Raw genomic sequence first — 22099 nt, 5'->3', positions numbered from 1 at the left:
GACCTGCTCGCATGGCCCTTCGGCATCCATGGCACAATGGTGGCGTGACTGTCGACCAGCCCAGCCCGCACATTGTGCTCGTGGCTCGACGGCACATTGATCTCAAGCGCGTTTGCAGCTGTATCTGTCTGCCCTGACGTGGTAGACCCAGGCCCCCTGCGTCTCCAGCTGGCCGACGGTTCCGCGCCGCCCGAAAGTGCCGGTGAACTGCGCTGGCCGCGCTGGCGATCTTTTTAGAGGAGAGAACTTCCGATGACCACCGCCCGAGCCGCAAAGCCCCGTAACGAGGGCCAGTGGGCACTGGGAAATCGTGAGCCGCTGAACCCGAACGAAGAGATGAAGCAGGCCGGCGCCCCGCTGGACGTGCGGGAGCGCATCGAGACGGTTTACGCCCAGAACGGTTTCGACAGCATCGACAAGAGCGACCTGCGGGGCCGTTTCCGCTGGTGGGGCCTGTACACGCAGCGCGAACAGGGCTACGACGGCACGTTCACCGGCGACGACAACGCCGAGTTGCTGGAAGCCAGATACTTCATGATGCGGGTGCGGTGCGACGGCGGCGCGCTGTCGGCGGCCGCGCTGCGCACCGTGGGGCAGATTTCCACCGAATTCGGCCGCGACACCGCCGACATCACCGACCGCGAGAACGTGCAGTACCACTGGATCGAGGTGGAGAACGTCCCCGAGATCTGGCGGCGGCTGGCCGAGGTCGGACTGCAGACCGCCGAGGCGTGCGGTGACTGCCCCCGCGTGATCCTGGGCTCACCGCTGGCCGGCGAGTCGCTGGACGAGGTGCTCGACCCCAGCTGGGCGATCGAGGAGATCGCGCGCCGCTACATCGGTCAGCCCGACTTCGCCGACCTGCCGCGCAAGTACAAGACCGCGATCTCGGGCCTGCAGGATGTGGTGCACGAGGTCAACGACATCGCGTTCATCGGCGTGAACCACCCCGAGCACGGCCCGGGGCTGGACCTGTGGGTCGGTGGCGGGCTGTCGACCAACCCGATGCTGGCCCAGCGGGTCGGCGCCTGGGTGCCGCTCGAAGAGGTGCCCGAGGTGTGGAACGCGGTGACCTCGATATTCCGCGACTACGGCTACCGGCGGCTGCGGTCCAAGGCGCGGCTGAAGTTCCTCATCAAGGACTGGGGGATCGAGAAGTTCCGCGAGGTCCTGGAAACCGAGTACCTCCAGCGTCCGCTGATCGACGGCCCGGCTCCCGAGCCGCTGAAGCACCCGATCGACCACGTGGGCGTGCAGCGGCTCAAGAACGGCCTCAACGCGGTGGGCGTCGCCTCGATCGCAGGCCGGGTGTCGGGCACCATCCTCACCGCGGTGGCCGACCTCGCCGAGCGGGCCGGCTCGGACCGGATCCGGCTCACCCCCTATCAGAAGCTGGTCATCCTCGACGTGCCCGACGACAAGCTCGACGAGCTGATCGCCGGCCTGGAGGCGCTGGGCCTGCAGTCGCGGCCGTCGCATTGGCGCCGGAATGTGATGGCGTGCACGGGGATCGAGTTCTGCAAGTTGTCCTTCGCCGAAACCCGGGTCAAGGCGCAGTCTTTGGTGCCCGACCTGGAAAGCCGACTCGCGGACCTCAACGAGCAGCTCGACGTGCCGATCACCGTCAACATCAACGGTTGTCCGAATTCGTGCGCCCGCATCCAGGTCGCCGACATCGGACTCAAGGGCCAGATGGTTGACGACGGTGAGGGCGGCTCGGTCGAGGCCTTCCAGGTGCACCTGGGCGGCAGCCTGGGCCTGGACAGCGGCTTTGGTCGAAAACTGCGCCAGCACAAGGTCACCAGCGACGAGCTCGGCGACTACATCGAGCGGGTCACACGCAACTTCCTGAAATATCGCGGCGAGGGTGAACGTTTCGCACAGTGGGCTATGAGGGCAGACGAGGACGATTTGCGATGAGCGAACGAACAACCAAACTTCCAGAAGCCGAACTGCGGGCGCTTGCCGCCCGCGGGGCGGCCGAGCTGGAGGGTGCCAGCGCCGCCGACGTATTGCGTTGGACCAACGAGACGTTCGGCGGCATCAACGGACCGCGCGGCTGGGCCACCTGCAATTACGTGGTGGCTTCCAGCATGCAGGAGGCCGTGTTGATCGACCTGGCGGCCAAGGCGCGTCCGGGCGTTCCGGTGGTGTTTTTGGACACCGGCTATCACTTCGTGGAGACCATCGGCACCCGGGACGCGATCGAGTCCGTGTATGACATCCGGGTGCTCAACGTCACGCCTGAGCAGAGCGTCGCCGAGCAGGACAAAACGCTGGGCAAGGACCTGTTCGCGCGGGACCCCGGTGAGTGCTGCCGGCTGCGCAAGGTCGAGCCGCTGGGCAAGACGCTGCGCGGATACTCCGCCTGGGTGACCGGGCTGCGCCGGGGTGAGACCGCGGCGCGCGCCAACGCCCCGGTGGTCGGATTCGACGAGGGCTTCAAGCTGGTGAAGGTCAACCCGCTGGTCGAATGGTCCGACGAGGACGTGCAGAATTACATCGACGAGCACGGTGTGCTGGTCAATCCGCTTATGTACGACGGCTATTCGTCGATCGGTTGCGCCCCTTGCACCGCCAAACCGCTGGCGGGCGCCGACCCGCGCAGCGGACGCTGGCAGGGACGGGCCAAGACCGAATGCGGGTTGCACGCGTCGTAGCGAACGCCGCGCGACGGGATGAATCCGGCCGTCAGGCCGACGTCAGCGTGTTCTCGTCCTCGGCCTGATCGGCCCGGCGAGCGGCGGCTGCCGCCTCAAGGGCGATCGGCGGAACCCGGGTGGCACGCACGTAGACGGTGTCCCCCTCGCGCAGCGCCAGCGCCTCGGCGTCGCCGCGCGTGATCTGGGCGGTGAAGAACCCGCCGGTGGCGGCGCTGGTCAACTCGACCCGCACCTCGAAACCCAGCGTGACCACGCGGTCGACCACGGCGCGCACCACCCCGACGGACTCTGCGGTGCCGTCCCCGCCGGCGATCGCCATCTCGGGATTGCGCCCCACCCGGATGTCGTGCGGCCGCACCAGGGTTCCGTTCAGGGTGGACACCGCGCCGAGGAACGACATCACGAACGCGTTCGCCGGGGCGTCGTAAACATCGGTCGGGGATCCGATCTGCTCGATGCGGCCCTGATTCAGCACCGCGATCCGGTCGGCGACGTCCAGTGCCTCGGCCTGGTCGTGAGTGACCAGCACCGTGGTCACGTGCACCTCGTCGTGCAGGCGCCGCAGCCACGCCCGCAGGTCCTCACGCACCTTGGCGTCCAGCGCTCCGAACGGCTCATCGAGCAGCAGCACCTGCGGATCGACGGCCAGCGCGCGCGCCAGCGCCATCCGCTGTCGCTGGCCGCCGGACAGCTGGTTGGGGTAGCGGGCCTGAAACCCGCTCAGCCCCACCACTTCCAGCAGGTTGTCGACTTTGGCTTTGATCTCGGCCTTGGGCCGTTTGCGGACCTTGAGGCCGTAGGCCACGTTGTCGCGGACGGTCAGGTGCTTGAACGCCGCGTAGTGCTGGAACACGAACCCGATGCCGCGGCGCTGCGGCGGCACCCGGGTCACGTCACGCCCGTAGATCGTGACGGTTCCGGTGTCGGGCTGGTCGAGGCCGGCGATGGTGCGCAGCAGGGTCGATTTGCCCGAACCGCTGGGACCCAGCAGGGCCGTCAGCGAGCCGGTGGGCACGACGAAGTCCACATGGTCGAGGGCGACGAAATCGCCATAACGCTTGTTGGCGTCACGCACGATGATGGCGAGGTCGTCGCGGTTGGTACCGGCGTCAGTCACGATCATTCCCCTCGTCAGGCCTGTTTGGCCGCTCGTGCGCGGCGGGCGTCAAGCACCACCTGGAAAACCAACACCAGCACGGCAACTCCCATCAACAGCGTGGACAGTGCGTAGGCGCCGTACTCCGCGCCGCGGTTGTAGCGGTCGGAGACAAGCAATGTCAGTGTCTGCGACTTCCCCGGCAGGTTCGACGACACCATGAGCACGGCACCGTATTCCCCCAGGGTACGTGCGATGGTCAACACGATTCCGTATGTCAGACCCCACCGGATGGACGGCAGGGTGATCCGCCAGAAGGTCTGCCACCAGCCCGAACCCAGGGTGGCCGCCGCCTCCTCCTGGTCGGTACCCAGCTCGTGCAGCACCGGCTCCACTTCGCGCACGACGAACGGCAGCGTGACGAAGATGCTGGCGAGCACGATTCCGGGCAGGCCGAAGATGATCTTGAATCCGAGATCCTGCTCCACGAACCCGAGCGCACCGGCCGACCCCCACAGCACGATCAACGCGACGCCCACGATGACGGGCGAGACCGCGAACGGCAGATCGATGACGGCCTGCAGTACGCCCTTGCCGCGAAACCTGTTGCGCGCGAGCACCAATGCCGTGGGGATTCCGAAGACTACGTTGAGGGGCACCACGATGGCCACCACCAGCAGCGTCAGGTTCAGCGCCGATATCGCGGCGGGGGTGCTCACCCAGGCGTAGAACTGGCCGAGTCCGGGCTGAAAAGTCCGCCACAGGATCAACGCCACCGGAACGACCAGCAGCACGAAGATGTATCCGAGCGCGATGAACCGCAACCAATAGCGCACTCCCGCAGACGATGTCATGCGGACAGCTCCTCTCGCTTGGCCGCGTGCCCGCCCACGATCCGCAGGATGAGCAGCACGACAAACGAAATGGCCAACAGCACAATCGAAATTGCGGCGGCCCCGGTGCGGTCGTCGTTCTCGATCAGTGTGCGTATCCACTGCGACGACACTTCGGTCTTGCCCGGTACGGCACCGCCGATGAGTACCACGGAGCCGAACTCGCCGATCGCCCGTGAGAACGCCAGGCCCGCACCGGATAACAACGCCGGCAGCAGTGATGGCAACACCACGGAGGTGAAGATCTTCGGGCCACTGGCACCCAGCGACGCCGCCGCCTCCTCGGTTTCGCGATCCAATTCCAGCAGCACCGGCTGGACGGCGCGCACCACGAACGGCAGCGTGACGAAGGCCAACGCCACCGTCACACCCCATGACGTGTGCTGCAGGTGCAGGCCGACGGGGCTGTTGTTGCCGTACAGCGCCAGCATCACCAGGCTGGCGACGATGGTGGGCAGCGCGAACGGCAGGTCGATGATCGCGTCGACAAGCCGCTTGCCCGGAAAGGCGTCGCGCACCAGCACCCACGCGATCACCAGGCCGAAGACCAGGTTGAGCACGGTGACGCCGGCTGAGATCGTCAGGGTCACCCGGAACGACTCGAGCGCGGCATTCGAGGAGACCGCCAGCCAGAAGGCGTTCCAGCCACCGCTCGCGGATTGCCAGGCGATCGCCGCCAGCGGCAGCAGCACGATTACCGACAGCCACACCGTGGCTGCCCCGACCCGCAGGGCGGTGGTCCCGCGGCCTCGCCCGGGAAGCGGTGCCGGTGGCGTGTCACCGCTGAGCTCGGGCCGGATCGCCAGCGGGTCCGGCGTGATGGCCGTCATCCGGTGGCCTTCGTGTAGATCCTGGTGATGCTGCCGGTGTTCTTGTCGAACAGCTGCGGATCCGCGGTGGCCCAGCCGCCCAGGTCGGCGATGGTCCACAGCTTCGCCGGCACCGGGTACTGGCTTCGGAAGTCGGCGGCGACGGCGGGATCGACCGGGCGGAAACCGGCCTGCGCCCAGACCTTTTGAGCCGCGGCCGTGTATTGGAAGTTCTTGAAGGCGACGGCGGCATCCAGGTGCGGACTGGTGTTGACCACGGCCACCGGATTGTCGATCCTGAAGGTCTGCGGCGGGTTGATGTGCTCGACCGGCTTTCCCGCCCGCTCGGTGGCGATGGCCTCGTTCTCGTAGCTGATCAATACGTCACCGCTGCCCTGCACGAAGACGTCGGTGGCTTCCCGCCCCGATCCGGGACGCAGCTTGACGTGCTCGGTCACCAACTTCTTGATGAAATCCACCCCGGCGTCGCTGTGTGCGCCGCCTGCACTCTTGACGGCGTACGGCGCGAGCAGATTCCACTTGGCCGATCCGGAACTCAGCGGGCTGGGCGTGATGACCTCGACGCCCGGCCGCAACAGGTCATCCCAATCCTTGATGTGCTTCGGATTACCCTTCCGCACCACCAGCGTCACCACCGAGCCGAACGGAATTCCCTTGGTGGCGTCGGTATTCCAGTCCTTGGAAACCTTGCCGGCCTTGACCAGTCGAGCAATGTCCGGTTCGACCGAGAAGTTCACCACGTCGGCCGGTTTGCCGTCGACGACGCCGCGGGACTGGTCACCGGAGGCCCCGTAGGAGGTGACCACCTGCACACCCTTGCCCTCGTCGGAGGCATTGAACGCCGGAATTATCTTGCTCCACCCCGGTTCTGGGACCGAATAGGCGACCAGCGTGATGCTGGTGCGCGCGTCGGACAGCCCCCCGCCGCCGACGGCATCGCTGGCCCCGCCGTGGCATCCGGCGATGAGGCCAGCAATCAGGGCAAGGGTGAGGACGGGCCGCCAGTGCGATGCGGTCCTGATGTCCATTGAGGGCCTTCCGATGCGAAACGTATGGGATTTCGGTCCCGTTTCTGCGGATAGGCACCTAGAACTTCAGGAGAATTCGAAAACTCCAGACCAGACCGCGTACGGGTTTGGGAGTCAGCGACAACAGTGCACGAAGGCATAGCACCCCGGAATGCCGAATGCCACGCGCATGGCGGGAAGCCTAACAGGAATTGCGATTGCCGCCACCGCGGCGGTGGCTGAGCAAACGGGGGCACCGGCTAGTGGTGCATCAAGTGCGTCACCAACCACGTCACGACCACCAGCGCCACCAAGATGGCGAGAATCAGCGTCACATGTGACCGAGGCATGGGCGTTACTCGGGCGTCCCGTCGGCGTGGCGAGCACGGCGCATCAGCTCGATACCCCTGCCGAGCACGCCATCCAGCACGGCCGCCGCGGCGTAGGCCACCACCAGCACGACCGGCATCACCACCATGGCCTGCAGGACGAAAGGAAGTCCCGAAAGCCACAGCTCGTTGCCGTCCCACCAGTTGAGGAACGCGTTCACGGAGCTCACCCTATTCGGCCCGGCTGTCGAAGACCAATGTGTGAAAATCGGCGGTTGGGCGCGCGCCACGCCACCTCACCGAAACGTTGGACGCGAGACCGCTGAGCAGCGATGATGTCCAGATGGTTCTGCATGCCCAACCCGAAGACCAGCCGGCCGACGCCGTGCCCGAGGACGCATATCAAGCCGCCTCCGCCGCGTCGATGTCGTCGTCCATCGATTTGCGCACGGCCGGGCCCCTCGCTCCCAGCGCCGCTTTACGGAACCCTTTCCCGCCGATCGCCGACTACGCGTTCCTGTCGGACTGGGAAACCACCTGCCTGATCTCCCCGGCCGGGTCGGTGGAATGGCTGTGCGTGCCCCGGCCGGACTCCCCCAGTGTGTTCGGCGCGATCTTGGACCGCAGCGCCGGTCATTTCCGGCTCGGGCCATACGGCGTCTCGGTGCCGTCGGCCCGCCGGTACCTTCCCGGCAGCCTCATCATGGAGACCACCTGGCAGACCCACACCGGGTGGCTGATCGTGCGTGACGCGCTGGTCATGGGCCCCTGGCACGACCTGGAGCGGCGGTCGCGGACGCATCGGCGCACCCCGATGGACTGGGATGCCGAGCACATCCTGCTGCGCACCGTGCGCTGCGTCAGCGGCACCGTCGAATTGATGATGAGCTGCGAGCCCGCGTTCGACTACCACCGCGTCGGCGCCGCCTGGGAGTACTCCGCCAACGCGTACGGCGAGGCCGTCGCACGCGCCACCAGGGAACCCGACGCCCACCCGACGCTGCGGCTCACCAGCAATCTGCGGATCGGGCTGGAGGGGCGCGAGGCACGCGCGCGCACCCGGATGAAGGAGGGCGACGACGTGTTCGTCGCCCTGAGCTGGACCAAGCACCCGGCGCCGCAGACGTACCAAGAGGCCGCCGACAAGATGTGGCAGACCACCGAGTGCTGGCGGCAGTGGATCAACATCGGCAACTTCCCGGACCACCCGTGGCGGGCGTACCTGCAGCGCAGCGCTCTCACGTTGAAGGGCCTGACCTACTCGCCCACCGGCGCCTTGCTGGCCGCCAGCACCACCTCGCTGCCGGAAACGCCTCAGGGTGAACGTAATTGGGATTACCGCTACGCCTGGGTGCGCGACTCGACGTTCGCGTTGTGGGGTCTGTACACCCTGGGGCTGGACCGCGAGGCGGACGACTTCTTCGCGTTCATCGCCGACGTCTCCGGCGCCAACCACAACGAACGGCACCCGCTGCAGGTCATGTACGGCGTGGGCGGCGAGCGCAGCCTGGTCGAAGAAGAGCTGCACCACCTGTCCGGCTATGACCATGCCCGCCCGGTGCGGATCGGCAACGGCGCCTACGACCAGATCCAGCACGACATCTGGGGCTCCATCCTCGATTCCTTCTACCTGCACGCCAAGTCACGCGAGCAGGTTCCGGAGACGTTGTGGCCGGTGCTGAAGAAGCAGGTCGAAGAGGCGATCAAGCACTGGCGCGAGCCGGACCGCGGCATCTGGGAGGTGCGCGGGGAACCGCAGCACTTCACGTCGTCGAAGGTGATGTGCTGGGTGGCGCTCGACCGCGGGGCCAAGCTGGCCGAGCGGCAGGGCGAGAAGAGCTACGCCCAGCAGTGGCGGGCGATCGCCGAGGAGATCAAGGACGACATCCTGACGCACGGCGTTGACTCACGCGGGGTGTTCACCCAGCGCTACGGCAGCGACGCGCTGGACGCCTCGCTGCTGTTGGTGGTGCTGACGCGGTTCCTGCCGCCCGACGACCCGCGGGTGCGAAACACCGTCCTGGCGATCGCCGACGAACTCACCCAGGAGGGCCTGGTGCTGCGGTACCGGGTCGAGGAGACCGACGACGGGCTGTCCGGCGAGGAGGGCACCTTCACGATCTGCTCGTTCTGGCTGGTTTCGGCGCTCGTCGAGATCGGAGAGGTGCGCCGCGCCAAGCGACTGTGTGAGCGGTTGCTGTCCTACGCCAGCCCGCTGCACCTCTACGCCGAGGAGATCGAACCGCGCACCGGTCGGCAGCTGGGCAACTTCCCGCAGGCGTTCACCCACCTGGCGCTGATCAACGCCGTGGTGCACGTCATCCGCGCCGAGGAGGAAGCCGACGGCTCCGGGATGTTCCAGCCCGCGAACGCGCCGATGTAGAAGGCCGCGTCAGCCGCGGGCGCTGAGCTTGTCCATGAGCCCGTGGGTGAGGGCGACGGCGGTGGTGTTGATGTCGCCGTTCCCCGCATCTCCCGGACTGGAATTGGGAATGAAGTCGACCGTGACCTCGACCAAGTAGGGTCCCTTGACGCCGAGGGCCCGGGCCGTGGGGATAGCGTTCAATGCTGAGTGTGTGCCGGATCCCATCGAAACCGTTGCCGCGACAACCGAATCCAGGACGCGTACGCCGGAGATGGCGTCCGAACCCCATACATCGACGGGCTCCACGGTCAGCGTGGTCCCGTCGCACCTCTGCCATTGCGCGGTGAACCTGGCGAACAACGCGGTGGCATCCGCGTCCGTCCGCAACGCGACGATGCCTTCCTGGACGCTGTCGACCTTCACGGAATCACCTTTGTGCACCCACATTTCGGCGGCCGTGTGTTGTATCGGCGCAGAGCCATATGGGCCCCGCTGCATCAGGTGAACGACTCCGATGCAGTCGGCGGGCTGCCCGTTATCCCAACTGGTTCCCAATTTGTCGATGCCCCCGAACTCCGAGTAGTGCGGGTAGGCCTGGAACGGCTGGTTGAGCAGCCCTGCCAGCGCGGTACCGTCGAACAGGGCCCGTTTGATGGCTGGCACCCGCTCGACGTTTTGCGCCAGACCTGCTGTGCCAGCGGTAGTTTCGGTGCAGCCACTCGCCAGCAGCGCCGCAATCAATGCGGCCGGTGGGCGCCAGCTACTTTTCACTCGACTCCTTGCCCTTCCCGACGCCCGGCGTGACGTCAGCCCAGGGCGCTGACTCTGTCCATCAGGGCGTGCGCGACGTCGATGGCACTGGAATCGATGTCGGCCGATCCCGGGTCGGAGGACCGTCGCCCGCCGAAGAACACCACCTGAACCTCGACGAGGCAGTTCGACCGGATGCCGATCGCGCGTGCCTGCGGGGTGGGCCGCAGGGGCGGCATGTTGGGCAGGACCGACGTCGCGGTTTTGGTGGCCGCGATGGTGGAATCCGTGGTGCGGACATCGCTGATGACGTTCGTGGTGCTGATCGGGCCGCTCTGTTCCGACGTCGTCATGCCGTTGCACTGCTGCCACTGCTGGGAGAACTGCGCGAACAGCGCCTGGGCCTGTGCGGGCGACGGAAGCGTGACCACGCCCTCCTCGACCACGATCACCTGCGCCGGCTCGCCGTTGTTCCACCACGATTCCGACGCGACGTCTTTCACGTCGGCGGATTGGTAGACACCTTGCTGCAGCATCGCCGTCACGCCCAGGCAACCGGCCTGCGACATCGATCGCTTGACCTGATAAAGCTTTTCGGGCCCGCCGAATTCGGCCGGGTCCCGCGCCACGAACGTCTGATTGAGCATCCGCGACAGCGTGGGGCCGTCGAGGAGCACCTGTTTGACCGTCGCGCCGCTGAGCGGTTGCGGCTTCAGATTCGGTGCCGGCTTCGCCGTGCCCGCCACCACCCCACCGCAGCCCGTCGCCAACGCGGCGACCGCCATCAGCATCGTCGCCATCCCCCGTATCCGCATGGCTACTTCTTGCCCTTGTCCCCCACGGCGTCGGCGGACAGCGCCGCGACGAACGCCTCCTGCGGCACGTCGACGCGGCCGATGGTCTTCATCCGTTTCTTGCCTTCCTTCTGCTTTTCCAGAAGCTTGCGTTTACGGGTGATGTCACCGCCGTAGCACTTGGACAACACGTCCTTGCGGATCGCGCGAATGTTTTCGCGCGCAATGATTTTCGATCCGATGGCGGCCTGGACGGGGACCTCGAACTGCTGGCGCGGGATCAGCTCTTTGAGCTTGGCGGTCATCTTGTTGCCGTACGCAGACGCTCCATCCTTATGGACAATCGCGCTGAACGCGTCGACGGCCTCGCCTTGCAGCAGGATGTCGACCTTGACCAGTTGCGCCTCCTGCTCGCCGGCCTCCTCGTAGTCGAGGCTCGCGTAGCCGCGGGTGCGCGACTTCAGCGAGTCGAAGAAGTCGAAGATGATCTCGCCCAGCGGCATGGTGTAGCGCAGCTCGACCCGTTCGGGTGACAGGTAATCCATGCCGCCCAGCTCGCCGCGGCGCGACTGGCACAGCTCCATGATGGTGCCGATGAATTCGCTGGGCGCGATGATCGTGGTCTTGACCACCGGCTCGTAAACGGTGCGGACCTTGCCTTCCGGCCAGTCCGACGGGTTGGTCACCACGATCTCGGTGTTGTCCTCCTTGACCACGCGATAGACGACGTTGGGCGACGTCGAGATCAGGTCCAGGTTGAACTCTCGCTCCAGGCGCTCCCGGGTGATCTCCATGTGCAGCAGACCCAAGAAGCCACAACGGAATCCGAAGCCCAGTGCCACCGACGTCTCCGGCTCGTAGGTCAGCGCCGCGTCGTTGAGTTGCAGCCTGTCCAGAGCATCGCGCAGAACCGGATAATCGGAGCCGTCCACCGGATACAGGCCCGAGTAGACCATCGGCCTGGGTTCGCGGTATCCGGTCAACGCCTCGGTGGCGCCGTGCCGGGCCGCCGTCACCGTGTCACCCACCTTGGACTGGCGCACGTCCTTGACGCCGGTGATCAGGTAGCCCACCTCTCCCACGCCCAGGCCGTCGCTGGCCTTCGGCTCGGGCGAGACGATGCCGACCTCGAGCAGTTCGTGCGTGGCGCCGGTGGACATCATCGCGATGCGTTCGCGCGGCGTGATCTTGCCGTCCACCACCCGGACGTAGGTCACCACACCGCGGTAGATGTCGTAGACCGAGTCGAAGATCATGGCGCGCAGCGGCGCGTCGGCGACGCCTTGCGGGGGCGGCACCTCGCGCACCACGTGATCGAGCAGGTCGGCGACGCCGTCCCCGGTCTTGCCCGAGACGCGCAGCACGTCGCCCGGCTCGCAGCCGATGATGTGGGCGATCTCGGCGGCGTAGCGGTCCGGGTCGGCGGCGGGCAGGTCGATCTTGTTCAGCACCGGGATGATGTGCAGGTCGCGGTCCAGCGCCAGGTAGAGGTTGGCCAGGGTCTGCGCCTCGATGCCCTGCGCGGCGTCGACCAGCAGCACCGCGCCCTCGCAGGCCTCCAGGGCGCGGGACACCTCGTAGGTGAAGTCGACGTGGCCCGGGGTGTCGATCAGGTGCAGCACGTAATCGGTGTCGCCGACCCGCCACGGCAGGCGCACGTTCTGGGCCTTGATGGTGATCCCGCGCTCGCGCTCGATGTCCATCCGGTCCAGGTACTGGGCGCGCATGGACCGCTCGTCGACGACGCCGGTGAGCTGGAGCATCCGGTCGGCCAGCGTGGACTTGCCGTGGTCGATGTGAGCGATGATGCAGAAATTCCGAATCTGCGCCGGCGCAGTGAAGGTCTTGTCGGCGAAACTGCTGATGGGAATCTCCTGGTGCGTGCAAGCTTGACGGGGTGCGTCGCGGCCGTTTCCGGGCCGGTTCGCGGGTATGTCCAGCGTATCCAGATAGGGCCGCCGCGACCTACTTGGACACAGTCGCAGCCCGCCGCTCGCGTCTATGCTGCGAATATGGCGTCTCCCCGGAAATCCCAGTGGAAGACGTTCCAGCGATTCGCGGAGAATCTGGTGTTCAACGGGGCTCCGCGCCTGGTCCGGCAGGTACAGAATTCCCAGAGCGTGCTGCGCGAATTGCAGCAGGCCGTGCGGATCACCGCAAACGTCATCGCCGCGGTCGCGCCGCCCCCTGCCGAGGCGCCCGTCACCGGCCGGCCGGTGACCAGCGGCAGCCTCCCGACCGCGCATCGCGCCCGCAAGCTGGTGTACGCGCCGAGCCTGGACGGCCGGGCCGATCCCGGCGAGATCGTCTGGACATGGGTGGTCTACGAGGACGACCCGACCCGCGGCAAGGACCGCCCCGTCCTGGTGGTGGGACGGGACCGCAGCGTCCTGCTGGGGCTGATGGTGTCCAGCCAGGACCGTCACGCCACGGATCACGACTGGATCGGAATCGGTTCCGGCCCTTGGGATTACGAGGGAAGGCCAAGCTGGGTCCGACTCGACCGGGTGCTCGACGTGCCCGAAGAGGGCATTCGCCGCGAGGGTGCCATCCTGGACCGCGAGATCTTCGATGCGGTGGCCGCCCGGCTGCGGGCCGACTACTCCTGGCGCTGATGCGCCGAGCGCGCACTCCGGGCGGGAAAACGCGAAAACTTTCGCCGTGAGTGCACGTTCGGCGAGGGAAGCTGGTCCGCGTCCGGGCAATCAGCCCTGGGTGATGTAGGACTGCAGCTGCTGCTGTTCGGCCTCGAGCTCTTCCATCCGGGTCTTGACCACGTCACCGATGCTGACGATGCCGATCAGCTTCTTGCCGTCCAGCACCGGCACGTGCCGCACCCGGTTCTTGGTCATCAACACGCTGATGGCGTCGACCTCGTCAGTCTTGCTGCACGTGGCCAGCATCGACGTCATGATCTTGGACACCGGGCGGGACAGCACGCTGGCGCCGTGCGTGTGCAGCTGGCGAACGACGTCGCGCTCCGACACGATGCCGACCACACCCTCGTCGCCGACCACGACCATGGCGCCGATGTTTTGCTCGCTCAGCCCCGCAAGCAGCTCGCGAACCGTCGCGTCCGGGTTGATGGTCACCACCGCCGCGCCCTTGTTCCGCAAGACGTCCGCTATCCGCATCAAGGCCTCCAGCCGGGTTGTGATCCGCTTCACATCAGGCTACGGCGAACTCGCGCGGCGGAAAAGCCACTAAGAGAAGCTGCAAACAGATCGTGTCCAAACGGTGAAACCCGCCGATCGGGCCACTACGGCCGCCGCGGGCTTGCAAGATGGGCCCATGATCGAGGTCACCCTGCTGGGAACCGGAAGTCCGATCCCCGATCCGAACCGAGCCGGACCGTCCACGCTGGTGCGGGCCGGCGGCCAGACGTTCCTGGTCGACTGCGGGCGTGGCGTGCTGCAGCGCGCGGCCGCGGTCGGCGTGGGCGCGGCCGGGTTGACTGCCCTGTTGCTGACCCACCTGCACAGCGACCACATCGGCGACCTCGGCGACGTCCTCATCACTCGGTGGATCAGCACCTTCGCCCCCGATCCCGCGCCGCTGCCGATCATCGGACCGCCCGGCACCGCCGAGGCGGTCGCGGCGACGCTGAACGCGTTCCGGCACGACATCGGCTACCGGATCGCCCATCACAGCGACATCAATGAGCCGCCGGCGGTGGACGTCCACGAATACACCGAGGGCGCCGCCTGGGACCGCGACGGGATAACCATCCGGGTGGCGCCCACCGATCACCGGCCGGTCGCCCCGACCATCGGCTTTCGGATCGATTACCGGGGCGCCTCGGTGGTACTCGCCGGCGACACCGTCCCGTGCGCCGGCCTGGACGAGCTGGCGGCGGGCGCCGGCGCGCTGGTGCATACCGTCATCCGCAAGGACATCGTCGCCAACATTCCCCAGCAGCGGCTGCAGGACATCTGTGACTACCACTCGTCGGTTGAGGAAGCGGCGACCACCGCGGCCCGCGCGGGGGTGGGCACCCTGGTCATGACGCACTACGTGCCGGCGCTGGTGCCCGGCCAGGAAGAACAGTGGCGGGCCCTGGCGGCCGCGCAGTTCGGTGGGCGCATCGAACTCGGTGACGACCTGCACCGGGTTCAGGTCGACCCGCCTTCGTGACGCCGCGGCTCACCGGGTCGCCCAAGTTCGTTGCGCCGCAAGGATAGTGCGACCCCTGCCACCATCAGCCACGTCAGCGCCAGTACCCGCGCGATCGGCAGGATGACGCCAAGCGCCGGCCAGACCAGCACCGCCGTCGTCGCTTCGGCGAGACCGGCCGTCGCCACACCGATCCGGGCGATCGGCCGGGGCAGCAATCTGTCGCCGGGCACCGCGAGGGCGCCGACCAGCAGGCCCAACGCCACGATGTGCCCAGGGCCGCCGGTGAGAAACACCAGCAGGTAGAGCGCCCTGACCACCGCGGCATTCGCCGCGACGTCGCGTATCGACAACGCCCAACCCAGCAGTCCGGCCAGGCCGAGCGCACCGGCGGCCAGGGCGCCGCCGGTCAGCGCGACCGCGGCCGACCCGGCGCCGGCCCCGAGCCGGCGCAACCGGGCGGCCGCGACCGCCGCGTAGAGCGCCAGCGGCACCGACGACGCGAACGTCGCAACCGCGATGATGCGCACGGCGGTCGGCTGGGCCCGGACGTAGCTGACGACCGCGCTCGGCGGGCCGTAGGGCAACGGCATGACACCGCCCACGGCGACCCCGATGGTGATCCCGCCGATGAGCAGCCCGATGCAGACCAGGGATAGCGCCGCCAGGGGCGACCCCCCACGCCTGGGTCGGTTCGCGTCGCGCCGGGCCGCGCCGTCGGCTGAATCGCTCATCGGAGCAACGGTATCGCCGCATCGGCTCACCGAGGACGGCTTTTGCGCCCCGGCTAGGCGAGCCGGGTCACCTCCACGATCACGTCGAGGTCGGTGGCGCCCTCCCCGGAGTAGATGCCCTTCAACGGCGAGACGTCGGCATAATCGCGGCCCGCGCCCACGCCCACGTACTGCTCGGTGATCTCGGTGTCGTTGGTGGGGTCATAGCTCCACCACGCTCCCGTCCACGCCTCAATCCAGGCGTGGCTTCGCCCGTCCACGGTGTCCCCCACGACCGCTTCACGTTTGGGATGCAGGTAGCCCGAGACGTAATGCGCCGGAATACCCATGCTGCGCAACAACATCAGTGATAGGTGGACGAAGTCCTGGCAGACGCCCTTGCCCTCTTTCAGCGCGTCCAGCCCCGAGGAGGCCACGCTGGTGGTCCCGGGAAGGTACTCGATTTCGTTGCGCACCCAATTGGCAGCGGCGACAACGGCTTCAGCCGGATCGTGGGTTTTGCTGATCTTTTTGCCCACCGACGCCACCCGCTTGCTGGCCGGGGTGTGGTCGGTGGGACGCAGCAGGTCGTCGTAGCGATCGATCACGGCCTCGGACTGCAGGTCGCTCCAGCCCACCTCCGCCGAGAGTGGCTCAGCGCGTTCGGTTTCGACGACGGAAGACGACATGACCGTGAGATCGGTGTGGGGAGCGTGCAAGTCGAACGCGGTGACCGCGGTGCCCCAGTAGTCGATGTAGCGGTAGGACCGCGTCGCCGGGATGGTCTCGACGCGGTTGAGGATGACGTTCTGCCGGGTGTTCGACCGCGGGGTCAGCCGGGCCTCGTTGTAGGAGGCGGTCACCGGCGACTGGTAGGCGTATCCCGTGGTGTGCACCACCCGCAGCCGCCACATCAGCCGTCCCCTTTCCTGCTGACCATTTGGGGTTGCCGGCCGGCGTCCGACCACGCCACCCACGGCGTCACGTGGAAGTACTGCGCCGCCAACGCTTCGCCGACGTCACGACAGGTCCGTTGCAGACCCGCCAAACGGCTTTCCAGCGTCTCCAGCAACACGCCCGGCTCCACGAACTCCAATTCGCTGCGGGCCTGTCCGAGCAGCCGCTGCGCCTCGGCGGTGGCCCCGATCCGGCTCTGCCGGTTGCGGACCAGTTCGTCGAGGTTGTGCTCGGCCAGCCGTAGCGAGTAGAACACCGAGCGTGGAAACAGCCGGTCCAGCAACATGAACTCGACCACCCGGCCCGCGTCCAGCACACCGCGGTAGATGCGCAAATAGGTGTCGTGTGCACCCGCCGAACGCAACAGCGTCACCCACGCGGGCGACGAAGCGCTGTCCCCGACCCGGGACAGCAACAGCCGCACCGTCATGTCCACACGTTCGATCGCCCGGCCCAGGACCATGAACCGGTAGCCGTCGTCGCGGGACAGCGTCGAATCGGCCAACCCGGCGAACATTGCCGCCCGTCGTTCGATGAATGACAAGAAGTCATGTGGCCCAAGCCGTTTGGCGGCACTTTCGCGTTCGGGCAGGGCGTGGTAGGTGGTGTTGAGGCATTCCCAGATTTCGCTGGATGTCACCTCGCGCGCCGACTTGGCATTTTCTCGCGCTGCGGTTATCGCGTCGACGATCGAGCAGCCGCCTTGAGTGTTGATGTTGTAGGCCACCAAGTCGGTCAACGACCAGACATCCAGCTCGTGATCTGGCGGGTCGATGCCGAGCACCCGCAGCAGCAGGCGCGAAGCCTGGTCGGGGTCGACGCTGGAGTCCTCGAGCAGTTGGTGCAGTGCGACGTCCAGGATCCGTGAGGTGTCGTCCGCGCGCTCGACGTAGCGGCCGATCCAGTAGAGCGCCTCGGCATTACGTGCCAGCATCAGCGCACCGCCTTTTGTTGTTGCTGTTGCTTGGGTTTCTCTCGCTGCGGCTGGTCGGTGGGCTGCGGCTGCTGAGAGGTCAGGGACGTCAGCCGCGGCGAGTCTTCGAGCGGGTCCGGCATGGACGCGGGCAATGACCGCACCACCTCCGCCGCGCCGAGCTCATGGTCGCTCCCGGACGCCCTGGACGCCAACACCCAGGTGTCCTTGGAGCCACCGCCCTGGCTGGAGTTGACCACCCGCGACCCCTCGACCAGGGCCACCCTGGTCAGCCCGCCGGGCAGCACCCACACGTCGTCACCGTCGTTGACCGCGAACGGCCGCAGATCCACGTACCGCGGCGCCAGCGTGTTGCCGATCTGCGTCGGCACGGTGGAGAGCTCCATCATCGGCTGCGCGATCCAGCTGCGGGGATCTTCACGGATCTTCTTGGCGATGGCGGCGAGCTCCTTCGCGGAGGCCTCCGGACCGAACACGATGCCGTAGCCGCCGGAACCCTCCACCGGCTTGATGACCAGCTCGTCGATGCGGTCCAGCGCCTCTTCACGCTCGTCGTCGAGCCAGCAGCGCAGCGTCTCCACGTTGGCCAGCAACGGTTTCTCGCCCAGGTAGTACTCGATCATGGTCGGGACGTAGGTGTAGACGAGTTTGTCGTCGCCGACGCCGTTGCCGATGGCGCTGGAGATGGAGACGTTGCCGGCGCGGGCCGCGTTGACCAGACCCGCGACGCCCAGCATCGAGTCGGCGCGGAACTGCAGCGGGTCCAGGAAAGCGTCGTCGATGCGCCGATAGATGACGTCGACCTGACGCTCGCCCTCGGTGGTGCGCATGTACACCTGGTTGTCGCGGCAGAACAGGTCGCGCCCCTCGACCAGCTCGACGCCCATCTGGCGGGCCAGCAGTGAGTGCTCGAAATAGGCCGAGTTGTAGACGCCCGGGGTCAGCACCACCACCGTCGGGTCGGCCTCGTTGGTGGCCGCGGAGTTGCGCAACGCCCGCAGCAGGTGCGGGGCGTAGTCGTCGACCGCACGCACCCGATGGGTGGCGAACAGGTTCGGGAAGACGCGGGCCATGGTGCGGCGGTTCTCCATGACATAGGACACACCCGACGGCGAGCGCAGGTTGTCCTCGAGGACCCGCCAGACGCCCTTCTCATCGCGGATCAGATCGATGCCGGCGACGTGGATCCGCACGCCGTTGGGCGGGACGATGCCCATCGCCTGGCGGTGGAAATGCTCGCAGGAGGTGATCAGGCGGCGCGGAATGACGCCGTCGTTCAGAATTTCCTGGTCACCGTAGACGTCATCGAGATACATCTCGAGCGCCTTGACCCGCTGGGTGATGCCGCGCTCCAGCCGGGTCCACTCGGCGGCCGAGATGACCCGCGGCACCAGGTCCAGCGGGAATGGCCGTTCCTGGCCCGATAGCGAGAAGGTGATCCCCTGGTCGAGGAAGGCGCGGGATAGCGCTTCGGCGCGAGCTTTCAGCTCCGAGGCGTCCGATGGCGCAAGCTCGGCGTAAATACCTTTGTAGGGTCCGCGGACGGCGCCCTGGGCATCGAACATCTCGTCGAACGCCATGTCGTAGGCGTCCGACGACATGTTGTAGCCGCCGAAAATGCGCTCAGAACGCGCAGCGCGAAAACCCCGCTTGCTGTGGTCAAGCTGGTTCGTAAGACTCACTGTTCAGATGCTGCCTCAAGTCGACGTTCTGGCAGCCCACGTGTTCCCGTTTTGGGAGAAAACGTAACTCACTGATAACCTGGGCAATCGCTGTGGTGGTATCCGGCGACCCACAAAACGTCTAATCGAAGAAGGAACTCCAGCGTGGCCAACATCAAGTCGCAGCAGAAGCGCAACAAGACGAACGAGCGCGCTCGCCTGCGCAACAAGTCGGTGAAGTCATCGCTGCGTACCGCTGTCCGCGCCTTCCGCGAGGCCGCCCACGCCGGCGACAAGGAGAAGGCCGCCGAGTTGCTGGTGTCGACCAACCGCAAGCTGGACAAGGCGGCCAGCAAGGGCGTGATCCACAAGAACCAGGCCGCCAACAAGAAGTCGGCGCTGGCGCAAGCCCTCAACAAGATTTAAGGGCCCTACCGGGACCCGACGCCGCCGGCCCCTAGTGGCCGCGCTGGGCGGCTAGTTCGGCGACCTGCCTGACCGCGGATTCCAGGGCGTAGTCGGCGTCCACCACTGCCCCCTTGACGTTCGCGTTGAGCGCGGCGACCACCTTCATCGCCGTCGCCACCGAGTCACGCGACCAGCGCCGGGCCTGCTTCTGCGCCTTCTGCACCCGCCAGGGCGGCATCCCGAGCTGCGACGCCAGCCGGTAGGGGTCGCCCGAGAGCGGGCCGACCCGGCCGATCGTGTGGATCGCCTCGGCCAGCGCATCCGCCAGCACCACCAACGGCTCCCCCCGCATCATCGCCCACCGCAGCGCCTCGGCGGCGCCCTCGATGTCGCCGGCCACCGCCTTGTCCGCGATGTCGAAGCCCTTCACCTCGGCCTTGCCGCTGTGGTATCGGCGCACCGCGGCGGCGTCGACCGCCCCGCCGGTGTCAGCGACCAACTGCGAGCAGGCGGAGGCCAGCTCCCGCAGATCGGAACCGACCGAATCCAGCATCGCGGTCACCGTCTCCTCGTCGGCCTTGACCCGCAAGCCGCGAAACTCCTTGCGGACGAAGTCGATGCGTTCGCTGAGTTTGGTGATCCGCGCGCACGTATGCACCTCGGCACCGAGCGACTGCAGCTCGGTGGCCAGCGCCTTGGCCCGGCCACCGCCCGAGTGCACCACCACGAGCACCACACCCGTCGGCATGTCGTTCGCGGCCGAAACGATCACCGCGGCAGCGTCTTTGCCCGCTTCGGCCGCGGCCTCCAGCACGACGATGCGCTCGTCGGCGAACAGTGACGGACTCAGCAGCTCGGCGAGCTCATACGTGCTGACATCGCCTGCGCGCATCCGGTTGACCGGAACGTCGTCGGTGCCGGCCCGTTTCCGCGCCAACCGCAGCACGTCGGCCACCGCCCGCTCGACCAGCAGTTCCTCGTCTCCCAGGACCAGGTGCAACGGCGAAACCTCGCTCACCCCACGATGGTGTCACGCCCCACCGACTACGACGCTCGGGGATCCGGCCGGACGACGACCCGCCTCAGCCCAGTGCGGACAGCGCCCAGGCCAGCCCGGTCAGCGCCGCCACTCCGGTCCCGAGGCGGAATGGCCGCCACCGCCACAGCACCACCGCGAGCACCGAGACACCGCCGACGATCAGCGTGCCGGGCAGGCCCTCCGGGACCGGCAGGGTCGCGCCGGGCAGGTTGGCCGCCCAGCGGGCGACCCCGTTGACCCACCACAACTCGGGACCGGTGAACCGGATCAGCAGCCGCGCGGCGGCCGGCCACACCGCGCAGAGCGCCGCCGCGGCGGTGCCGAGCACCGTGATCGGCGCGATCACGGCGGCCACGACGAGGTTCGCGAGCGCGGCAACCATGCTGAATCGGCCCGAGATCGCAGCGACCAGTGGCGCGGTCACCACCTGCGCGGCCCAGGCGACGGCGAGCGCGTCGGCCAGCGGCTTGGGCCATCCCTTCGCCACCAGGCGCCGCGACCACACCGGCGCGACGACGATCAGCGCGGCGGTGGCGACCACCGACAGCGCGAATCCCACGTCGACGGCCAGCGCGGGCGCGACGGCCAGCAGCACCAGCACGGTGGCGGCCAGGGCCGGAATGGCTTGGCGCCGACGCGAAGACAGCATTCCCACCAGTGCGATGGCACCCATCACCGCCGCCCGCACCACACTCGCCGTCGGCTGCACGACGATGACGAAGGCCACCAGCGCCAGCGCGGCGAGGGCGACGGCCGCGCGGGGACCGATCAACCGGGCCGAGAACAGCACGGCGGCGCACACGATCGTCACGTTGGCGCCCGACACGGCCATCAGGTGCGTCATCCCGGCCGCGCGAAAGTCGCGGCTGGTGGCGCTCGGCACCGCGGAGGTGTCACCGAGCACCAGCGCGGGCAACATCGCCGCCTGCTCGCCGGGCAGCGTGTCGCGGACCGCGGCCGCGAACCGGCGGCGCACCCCGTGCGCGGCGCGCTGCACGGCGCTCGCGGTGCCCATGGTCGGCCGGCCCGAGGCGTTGAGCACCGCGACCGTCAGGTCGCGACGGGCCGGCCGGGTGATGCGCGCGGTGAACTGCACCGGCTGGCCCACCATCACGGCGCCGAAGTCCGAGGCGCGCGCGAAAACGACGACCCGGCCCGATGTCCGGGCCTCGCGCAGACGTTGCAGGGAGGCCTTGAAGATCAACCGGCCGGCGCCCAACGCCATCGGGCTCTCGGTGGGCGTGACGGTGACCGGGGTGCTGCTGCCGAAGGCCGCGGTGATCGGGTGGTGAACGACAGCGTCGGCGCGCAGCCCGATGGCGAAGCCGTATCCCGCGCCCACCACGCCGATCGCGGCCAGCCCGGCGCCGAGCGCCCGCAGCCGCGCCGTTCGGCCGGACCGGTGCGCGGCGCACCATGCCAGCACACCGGACGCGGCGACGAGCGCGAGGCAGCACCAGGCGAGCAGCCGGCCGACCGGCCACCAGATCCCGGCGGCGGTCACCGCCCAACAGGTCAGCGCCGCCGGCACCAGGCGCACATCGACA

At 67.7% G+C, this 22099-nt stretch carries 21 protein-coding genes and 1 pseudogene; 7 read left to right on the top strand and 15 right to left on the bottom strand.

Annotation, left to right across the window (positions count from 1 at the left end):
- The first annotated feature begins 11 nt into the window (after positions 1-11).
- The 3 genes from A5708_RS28045 to A5708_RS20695 all read left to right on the top strand — a co-directional run bounded on the left by A5708_RS28045 (position 12) and on the right by A5708_RS20695 (position 2660).
- A complete protein-coding gene (locus tag A5708_RS28045; protein ID WP_415623558.1) occupies positions 12-137 on the top strand; it encodes an Ms4527A family Cys-rich leader peptide in 126 nt (41 codons plus the stop codon).
- 115 nt (positions 138-252) lie between these two features.
- Positions 253-1920, top strand: a complete 1668-nt coding sequence (locus A5708_RS20700) for a nitrite/sulfite reductase (RefSeq protein ID WP_065030411.1) — start codon at positions 253-255, stop codon at positions 1918-1920.
- Positions 1917-2660, top strand: coding sequence for a phosphoadenylyl-sulfate reductase (locus A5708_RS20695; protein WP_065030410.1), 744 nt, complete (start codon positions 1917-1919; stop codon positions 2658-2660). The genes A5708_RS20700 and A5708_RS20695 overlap by 4 nt, the downstream gene beginning before the upstream one ends.
- A 31-nt stretch (positions 2661-2691) precedes the next feature.
- On the opposite strand, the gene A5708_RS20690 is transcribed toward A5708_RS20695, so the two are convergent.
- The 5 genes from A5708_RS20690 to A5708_RS20670 all read right to left on the bottom strand — a co-directional run bounded on the left by A5708_RS20690 (position 2692) and on the right by A5708_RS20670 (position 7039).
- The gene (locus A5708_RS20690) at positions 2692-3786 is read right to left on the bottom strand and encodes a sulfate/molybdate ABC transporter ATP-binding protein (protein ID WP_155766102.1); all 1095 of its coding nucleotides are present in this window, start codon (positions 3784-3786) and stop codon (positions 2692-2694) included.
- An 8-nt stretch (positions 3787-3794) separates the two neighbouring features.
- Positions 3795-4613 (bottom strand): sulfate ABC transporter permease subunit CysW, encoded by an 819-nt coding sequence (cysW, locus tag A5708_RS20685; RefSeq protein ID WP_065030409.1) that lies wholly within the window; start codon positions 4611-4613, stop codon positions 3795-3797.
- Positions 4610-5482 (bottom strand): sulfate ABC transporter permease subunit CysT, encoded by an 873-nt coding sequence (gene cysT, locus A5708_RS20680; RefSeq protein WP_065030408.1) that lies wholly within the window; start codon positions 5480-5482, stop codon positions 4610-4612. Before cysT ends, cysW begins: the two co-directional genes overlap by 4 nt.
- Positions 5479-6510 (bottom strand): sulfate ABC transporter substrate-binding protein, encoded by a 1032-nt coding sequence (locus A5708_RS20675; RefSeq protein ID WP_065030407.1) that lies wholly within the window; start codon positions 6508-6510, stop codon positions 5479-5481. Before A5708_RS20675 ends, cysT begins: the two co-directional genes overlap by 4 nt.
- 334 nt (positions 6511-6844) lie before the next feature.
- Complete coding sequence (locus tag A5708_RS20670) at positions 6845-7039, bottom strand: hypothetical protein (protein ID WP_065030406.1); 195 nt, start codon at positions 7037-7039, stop codon at positions 6845-6847.
- 122 nt (positions 7040-7161) lie between these two features.
- Here A5708_RS20670 and A5708_RS20665 point away from each other — a divergent pair, with 122 nt between their 5' ends.
- A complete protein-coding gene (locus A5708_RS20665) occupies positions 7162-9201 on the top strand; it encodes a glycoside hydrolase family 15 protein (protein ID WP_065030422.1) in 2040 nt (679 codons plus the stop codon).
- A gap of 9 nt (positions 9202-9210) precedes the next feature.
- Here A5708_RS20665 and A5708_RS20660 read toward each other — a convergent pair whose 3' ends face one another.
- From A5708_RS20660 to lepA, 3 genes and pseudogenes are all read right to left on the bottom strand, one after another.
- Positions 9211-9846, bottom strand: coding sequence for a sensor domain-containing protein (locus tag A5708_RS20660; protein ID WP_231117967.1), 636 nt, complete (start codon positions 9844-9846; stop codon positions 9211-9213).
- 143 nt (positions 9847-9989) lie between these two features.
- Positions 9990-10748 carry a sensor domain-containing protein gene (locus tag A5708_RS20655; protein WP_065030404.1) on the bottom strand — a complete coding sequence of 253 codons (759 nt, stop codon included), beginning with the start codon at positions 10746-10748 and terminating at the stop codon, positions 9990-9992.
- Positions 10749-10750: 2 nt separating this feature from the next.
- Positions 10751-12758: pseudogene (gene lepA / locus A5708_RS20650) on the bottom strand (translation elongation factor 4).
- On the opposite strand from lepA, the gene A5708_RS20645 reads away from it, so the two are divergent.
- On the top strand, positions 12740-13342 hold the full coding sequence (locus tag A5708_RS20645; protein WP_065030402.1) for a type II toxin-antitoxin system PemK/MazF family toxin: 603 nt from the start codon (positions 12740-12742) through the stop codon (positions 13340-13342). The pseudogene lepA and the gene A5708_RS20645 overlap by 19 nt on opposite strands.
- A gap of 90 nt (positions 13343-13432) precedes the next feature.
- Here the strand turns inward: A5708_RS20645 and A5708_RS20640 are convergent, their stop codons facing one another.
- Positions 13433-13861 (bottom strand): CBS domain-containing protein, encoded by a 429-nt coding sequence (locus tag A5708_RS20640; protein ID WP_065030421.1) that lies wholly within the window; start codon positions 13859-13861, stop codon positions 13433-13435.
- A 157-nt stretch (positions 13862-14018) separates the two neighbouring features.
- Between A5708_RS20640 and A5708_RS20635 the strand changes: the two genes are divergently transcribed.
- A complete protein-coding gene (locus A5708_RS20635; RefSeq protein WP_065030401.1) occupies positions 14019-14861 on the top strand; it encodes a ribonuclease Z in 843 nt (280 codons plus the stop codon).
- On the opposite strand, the gene A5708_RS20630 is transcribed toward A5708_RS20635, so the two are convergent.
- The 4 genes from A5708_RS20630 to A5708_RS20615 form a co-directional block, all read right to left on the bottom strand.
- Positions 14840-15445: a hypothetical protein gene (locus tag A5708_RS20630; protein WP_419538347.1), complete on the bottom strand. Its 606-nt coding sequence runs from the start codon at positions 15443-15445 to the stop codon at positions 14840-14842. The genes A5708_RS20635 and A5708_RS20630 overlap by 22 nt on opposite strands.
- 182 nt (positions 15446-15627) lie before the next feature.
- Positions 15628-16467 carry a transglutaminase family protein gene (locus tag A5708_RS20625; protein WP_065030399.1) on the bottom strand — a complete coding sequence of 280 codons (840 nt, stop codon included), beginning with the start codon at positions 16465-16467 and terminating at the stop codon, positions 15628-15630.
- A complete protein-coding gene (locus tag A5708_RS20620) occupies positions 16467-17444 on the bottom strand; it encodes an alpha-E domain-containing protein (protein ID WP_065030398.1) in 978 nt (325 codons plus the stop codon). The genes A5708_RS20625 and A5708_RS20620 overlap by 1 nt, the downstream gene beginning before the upstream one ends.
- Positions 17444-19126: a circularly permuted type 2 ATP-grasp protein gene (locus A5708_RS20615; protein WP_065030397.1), complete on the bottom strand. Its 1683-nt coding sequence runs from the start codon at positions 19124-19126 to the stop codon at positions 17444-17446. The genes A5708_RS20620 and A5708_RS20615 overlap by 1 nt, the downstream gene beginning before the upstream one ends.
- Positions 19127-19270: 144 nt before the next feature.
- On the opposite strand from A5708_RS20615, the gene rpsT reads away from it, so the two are divergent.
- On the top strand, positions 19271-19531 hold the full coding sequence (rpsT, locus tag A5708_RS20610; RefSeq protein WP_007769864.1) for a 30S ribosomal protein S20: 261 nt from the start codon (positions 19271-19273) through the stop codon (positions 19529-19531).
- Between the two features lie 31 nt (positions 19532-19562).
- On the opposite strand, the gene holA is transcribed toward rpsT, so the two are convergent.
- Positions 19563-20531 (bottom strand): DNA polymerase III subunit delta, encoded by a 969-nt coding sequence (gene holA, locus A5708_RS20605; protein WP_065030396.1) that lies wholly within the window; start codon positions 20529-20531, stop codon positions 19563-19565.
- A gap of 64 nt (positions 20532-20595) precedes the next feature.
- Complete coding sequence (locus A5708_RS20600) at positions 20596-22092, bottom strand: ComEC/Rec2 family competence protein (protein WP_065030395.1); 1497 nt, start codon at positions 22090-22092, stop codon at positions 20596-20598.
- Positions 22093-22099 lie beyond the last annotated feature (7 nt).

It is taken from the genome of Mycobacterium colombiense, from assembly GCF_001672755.1.
Lineage (GTDB): Bacteria > Actinomycetota > Actinomycetes > Mycobacteriales > Mycobacteriaceae > Mycobacterium > Mycobacterium colombiense_C.
The sequence above is the reverse complement of the archived record's forward strand: the minus strand, read 5'-3'. Positions and strand labels throughout refer to the sequence as shown.

What these genes read in the sequence shown, in the direction of transcription:
- A5708_RS28045 (WP_415623558.1), top strand. Translation starts at nt 12, where the DNA reads ATGGCCCTTCGGCATCCATGGCACAATGGTGGCGTGACTGTCGACCAG.
- A5708_RS20700 (WP_065030411.1), top strand. Translation starts at nt 253, where the DNA reads ATGACCACCGCCCGAGCCGCAAAGCCCCGTAACGAGGGCCAGTGGGCA.
- A5708_RS20695 (WP_065030410.1), top strand. Translation starts at nt 1,917, where the DNA reads ATGAGCGAACGAACAACCAAACTTCCAGAAGCCGAACTGCGGGCGCTT.
- A5708_RS20690 (WP_155766102.1), bottom strand. Translation starts at nt 3,786, where the DNA reads ATGATCGTGACTGACGCCGGTACCAACCGCGACGACCTCGCCATCATC.
- cysW (WP_065030409.1), bottom strand. Translation starts at nt 4,613, where the DNA reads ATGACATCGTCTGCGGGAGTGCGCTATTGGTTGCGGTTCATCGCGCTC.
- cysT (WP_065030408.1), bottom strand. Translation starts at nt 5,482, where the DNA reads ATGACGGCCATCACGCCGGACCCGCTGGCGATCCGGCCCGAGCTCAGC.
- A5708_RS20675 (WP_065030407.1), bottom strand. Translation starts at nt 6,510, where the DNA reads ATGGACATCAGGACCGCATCGCACTGGCGGCCCGTCCTCACCCTTGCC.
- A5708_RS20665 (WP_065030422.1), top strand. Translation starts at nt 7,162, where the DNA reads ATGGTTCTGCATGCCCAACCCGAAGACCAGCCGGCCGACGCCGTGCCC.
- A5708_RS20655 (WP_065030404.1), bottom strand. Translation starts at nt 10,748, where the DNA reads ATGCGGATACGGGGGATGGCGACGATGCTGATGGCGGTCGCCGCGTTG.
- A5708_RS20645 (WP_065030402.1), top strand. Translation starts at nt 12,740, where the DNA reads ATGGCGTCTCCCCGGAAATCCCAGTGGAAGACGTTCCAGCGATTCGCG.
- A5708_RS20640 (WP_065030421.1), bottom strand. Translation starts at nt 13,861, where the DNA reads ATGCGGATAGCGGACGTCTTGCGGAACAAGGGCGCGGCGGTGGTGACC.
- A5708_RS20635 (WP_065030401.1), top strand. Translation starts at nt 14,019, where the DNA reads ATGATCGAGGTCACCCTGCTGGGAACCGGAAGTCCGATCCCCGATCCG.
- A5708_RS20625 (WP_065030399.1), bottom strand. Translation starts at nt 16,467, where the DNA reads ATGTGGCGGCTGCGGGTGGTGCACACCACGGGATACGCCTACCAGTCG.
- A5708_RS20620 (WP_065030398.1), bottom strand. Translation starts at nt 17,444, where the DNA reads ATGCTGGCACGTAATGCCGAGGCGCTCTACTGGATCGGCCGCTACGTC.